5 protein-coding genes are annotated in these 4,037 nt (G+C 60.7%); 1 reads left to right on the top strand and 4 read right to left on the bottom strand.

The features are described from left to right. The coding region (locus AC3AYF_RS18890) for a ribonuclease J (protein WP_365677603.1) at window positions 1-1,673 on the top strand (1,673 nt) is incomplete at its 5' end. 220 nt (window positions 1,674-1,893) lie between these two features. Here the strand turns inward: AC3AYF_RS18890 and AC3AYF_RS18885 are convergent. From AC3AYF_RS18885 to AC3AYF_RS18870, 4 genes are all read right to left on the bottom strand, one after another. Continuing rightward, the gene (locus AC3AYF_RS18885) at window positions 1,894-2,184 is read right to left on the bottom strand and encodes an H-NS family histone-like protein (protein ID WP_110599309.1); all 291 of its coding nucleotides are present in this window, start codon (window positions 2,182-2,184) and stop codon (window positions 1,894-1,896) included. Between the two features lie 159 nt (window positions 2,185-2,343). Further along, a complete protein-coding gene (gene moaA / locus AC3AYF_RS18880) occupies window positions 2,344-3,333 on the bottom strand; it encodes a GTP 3',8-cyclase MoaA (RefSeq protein WP_295040246.1) in 990 nt (329 codons plus the stop codon). Continuing rightward, window positions 3,330-3,791 carry a molybdopterin synthase catalytic subunit MoaE gene (gene moaE / locus AC3AYF_RS18875; protein ID WP_295040244.1) on the bottom strand — a complete coding sequence of 154 codons (462 nt, stop codon included), beginning with the start codon at window positions 3,789-3,791 and terminating at the stop codon, window positions 3,330-3,332. The genes moaA and moaE overlap by 4 nt, the downstream gene beginning before the upstream one ends. Before the next feature lie 16 nt (window positions 3,792-3,807). Beyond that, on the bottom strand, window positions 3,808-4,037 hold a 230-nt coding region (locus AC3AYF_RS18870), incomplete at its 5' end, for a MoaD/ThiS family protein (RefSeq protein WP_487780185.1).

The following is a 4,037-nucleotide window of genomic DNA, read 5'->3' as shown; positions in this document are numbered from 1 at the left end:
CGCGCGCACAGATCCGCCCTCGTACTTACCCCCCGCTGCTGTTCCATCCACTGGGAGGATGCGGTGAAATCGGCATGAATCTGTCGCTCTACGGCCATGACGGTCACTGGATCGCCGTGGATTGCGGCATGACGATTCGCCAGGACCTGCCGGATCAGCCCCTCCAGATTCCCGATGTCGAACATTTGGCAGCGAACGCCATGGTCCCCTCCGCGGTCTTCATCACCCATGGCCATGAGGACCATCTCGGTGCCCTGGCCTGGATATGGCCTCGCTGGAACTGCCCCGTCTACGCCACGCCCCTGGCGATCGAGATGCTGCGGGCCAAGTTCGCCGAGCAGGGCCTGAGGGTCGACGCCCTGCAGACCATTCAGCCCGGCAACCGAGTGACCACCGGCCCTTTCGAGGTGACATTCCTGCCGGTGACTCACTCGATACCGGAAAGTTGCGCTCTCTCCATTATCACGCCGCGCTACAAGGTGCTGCATACCGGCGACTGGAAACTGGATGAGCACCCTCTCATCGGCGCGCCCTTCTCCGCCGCCCAGTTCCAGGCGCTGGCGCCGGTGGACCTCGTCGTGGCCGACTCGACCAATGCCGACGTGGAAGGACATTCCCGCAGCGAGACGGAAGCCGCCGAGGCCCTGGAATCGGTCATCCGGGCATGCCGGGGGCGCGTCGTGGTCAGCTGTTTCGCCAGCAATATCGCGCGTATCAAGGCGCTGGGGGCGATCGCCGAACGCACCAACCGCCGCGTGGCGCTGCTGGGACGCTCGATGGAACGGATGGTGTCGATCGCCACCCAACTGGGCTACCTCGACGATTTTCCGCCCCGGGTCCCGGCGCATGACCTGGGATATCTCTATCCCGAAGAGGTCCTTGTCATCGCGACCGGAAGCCAGGGAGAGCCCCGCTCGGCCCTGTCTCGCATGTCGCAGGGACGGCACCCCGCTCTCGACCTGCTGGCTGACGACGATGTCATCTTCTCGGCTCGCGCCATCCCGGGTAACGAACGTCCCATTGCACGCCTCAAGGCCGGTTTCAAGCGTCTCGGCGTCAATGTCCACGACGAGCATACCGATCCCGCGCTTCACGCCTCGGGGCACCCGGCCCGCGAAGAGCTGCGCCAACTCTACCGGTGGTTACGACCGAAGATGCTGTTGCCGGTCCATGGGGAGGCTTCCCATCAGCAAGCGCACCGTGACTTGGCGTCTGCCATGGGCATCCGCGTTCCCCAACTGGTCAAGAATGGTGTCGTGCTGTCTCTGGATGCGGAGACCCTGGCGCACAGCAGCACGCACCATCTCAGGCCTCAGCTCATCGCTTCCAGGATGCGCCCCGGAGAGCGCTCGCACCCGGTGTCGGCCCGCCGGCACGCCAAGTCGCTGTCGATCGCGCTGAATGTCTTGCCGACCGAGACCGGCTGGACCCGCATCGGGCAGATGTTGTGGGACAGCGAGATATCGCTTCCACTGGATGAAGACGCGCTAGCCGACTGGCTGGACGAGCGGATAGACGCCATCACGGCGGAGACGTTACTCCAGCTCCGCCAGCAACTCTTCGGGCCACTACGCGAGTGGCTTCACGAACACCTGCCCACATCGCTGGAGATCCATCTGCAACTGATGCCCGCCGATCCGCAGCCGGAGTACGAAGTGCGCACGGCCCCCTAGCGCAAAAGAGATCGGGGAGAGAGTCGTCCACGCGCCTGGCATGATCGATTCTTCCCTGGCCATGACTCTCTTCGATGGGCTTCGATGGGCTTCGATGGGCATCAACTGTCAGAGACAGAAACCAGAAAAGCGCGTCTGCCGAGTGGCAGGACGCGCTTTTCCGGGAATACCTGCTCGGGAATGTCTCTACATCATGCCACCCCGGGCCCGTGGCATATCCTCAGTTCTTGCTGGCGTTCTTGGGCGGCCGACCGCGACGCTTGCGCGGCTGTTCGCCGACCAAATCATCCATCGACAATCCAGCGTTGTTCATCGCCTCTCGAATCTCGGCCAACTTCTTCTGCTTGTCGGCTTCCTCTTTCTGGCGCTCGTGATCTTCCTGCTGCTTTTGCTCGATCACTTCCCCGATGACTTCCGACAGTTTGTGCAGTTGTTCCATGCTCAACTGACGGGCGGCGGCGCGAGCCACATTCTTATTGCGAGCGATGCGTTCCAATGACTCGGTGGACATCGTCCTCTCCTTGCTGGATTCCAATACGGCATTACACCGGTTGTTTTGATGAAAGTATATTCTTACCACCCTTCTTGGCAAGAAATTAAATCAAAAAGGCACGCCTTATTCGCGTGCCTTTACTCCCACAAGTGGCTCGAGGTTTGACGAGAATGGGTTTTAACCGCCCGTCATATTCATGAAGCGAACGACTTGTACATCGCCATCCGTCGAAAAGTGATGACGTTCCGGCTTCAAATCCATGGCCGCTATAATCTGCTCCTTGAGCGGCTCCAGTTGACCGGGATAGCGCCGCAGGGTTTCGCGTAGATCCACGGAATGCTCGTTCCCCAGACACAGTAGCAGCCGGCCTTCAACCGTGACACGAACCCGATTGCAGGTACTGCAGAAGTTATGGCTATGGGGCGAGATGAAGCCGACCCGACAATCACTATCGGGCATGCGGAAATATCGCGAGGGACCCAATGTGCTCTCGGGTGACGGCATGAGGGGGTAACGGGACTCGATTCGTGTCTGGACCTCATCGCTCGAATAGAAGGTTTCTCCCCGGGAGTGGTCAGACACGTCGCCCAGCGGCATCTCCTCGATAAAGCTGATATCCAGCTTCTCGTCGCGGGCGAACTCTACCAGATCGAGCACTTCATCGTCGTTGCGGCCGCGAAGTATGACCGCATTCAGCTTGATTCGCTCGAAGCCAGCGTCCTGGGCCGCGTGAATCCCATCGATCACCCGCTCCAGATCCCCGGTTCGCGTCAACCGCTTGAACCTCTCGGGGTCGAGGGAATCCAGACTAATATTGAGGCGGGTCATACCGCCGCTGTAAAGAGCCTGGGCATGACGACGCAGTCCGGCGCCATTGGTCGTCATGGCGAAATCCTTCAACCCCGGCAAGGTGCCGATATTGGTCACCAGATCACCGATACCTTTTCGCACCAGCGGCTCGCCACCGGTCAACCGGATCTTCTCCACGCCGAGCTCGGTAAAGGCGCGCGCGACCTGGTAGAGCTCCTCCAGCGACAGGACCTGGTCCCGGGGCAGGAACGTCATCTCTTCGCTCATGCAGTAGACACAGCGAAAATCGCACCGATCCGTTACCGAGATCCGTACATAACGGACGTGGCGTGAAAACTTGTCGATCAAATCGGTCATGAAAGCTCCCAGCGTTTGGCGGCCTCGCGATCGCTCGGCCGCTCGGACACCCAGTAAGAGCCGCTGTCGGTATGCTCTTTTTTCCAGAAAGGAGCCCGCGTTTTCAGGTAATCCATGATGAAATCGCACGCCTCGAATGCGGCACGGCGATGCGGGCTGGCCGTCATGACCAGCACGATGGCATCTCCGGGCTCGAGACGGCCAACGCGATGAATGATGGTGACGGCCTGCAGCGTCCAACGCTCACCGGCTTCGAGCGCGATTTCATGGAGCGACTTTTCCGTCATGCCGGGAAAGTGTTCCAGCGTCAGAGCCGTGACATCCGGCCTCTCGTTGGCATCTCTTACCCGGCCCGTGAAACTGACGACGGCACCGACATCCAGACGCCCCGCTGTCAAACGACGCTGCTCCGCTTCCGTGTCGAAGGTCGCCTTCTGTACGCTAATCGCAATTTTCATGGTGGACTCTGTACGCTCAACCGCCGGTGACCGGCGGAAAGAAAGCGATCTCGTCCCCCGGTGAAATGGCGGCTCCGTCCTGACTCATGGCTTCGTTGCATGCGCAAAGGACGCGCTGGTCCCGGAGCGCCTTGAACTTGGGGTCCCGCTCGATCAGCGCCAACTTGACGCCCGCGATATCGGGCGAAGGGTGTCTTTCCCACTCCAGATGGTATTCACCGGTCCCGAGGCGCTCCCTGAGCTCTG

The sequence above is a fragment of the Salinicola sp. genome (assembly GCF_982684285.1).
The sequence above is the reverse complement of the archived record's forward strand: the minus strand, read 5'-3'. Positions and strand labels throughout refer to the sequence as shown.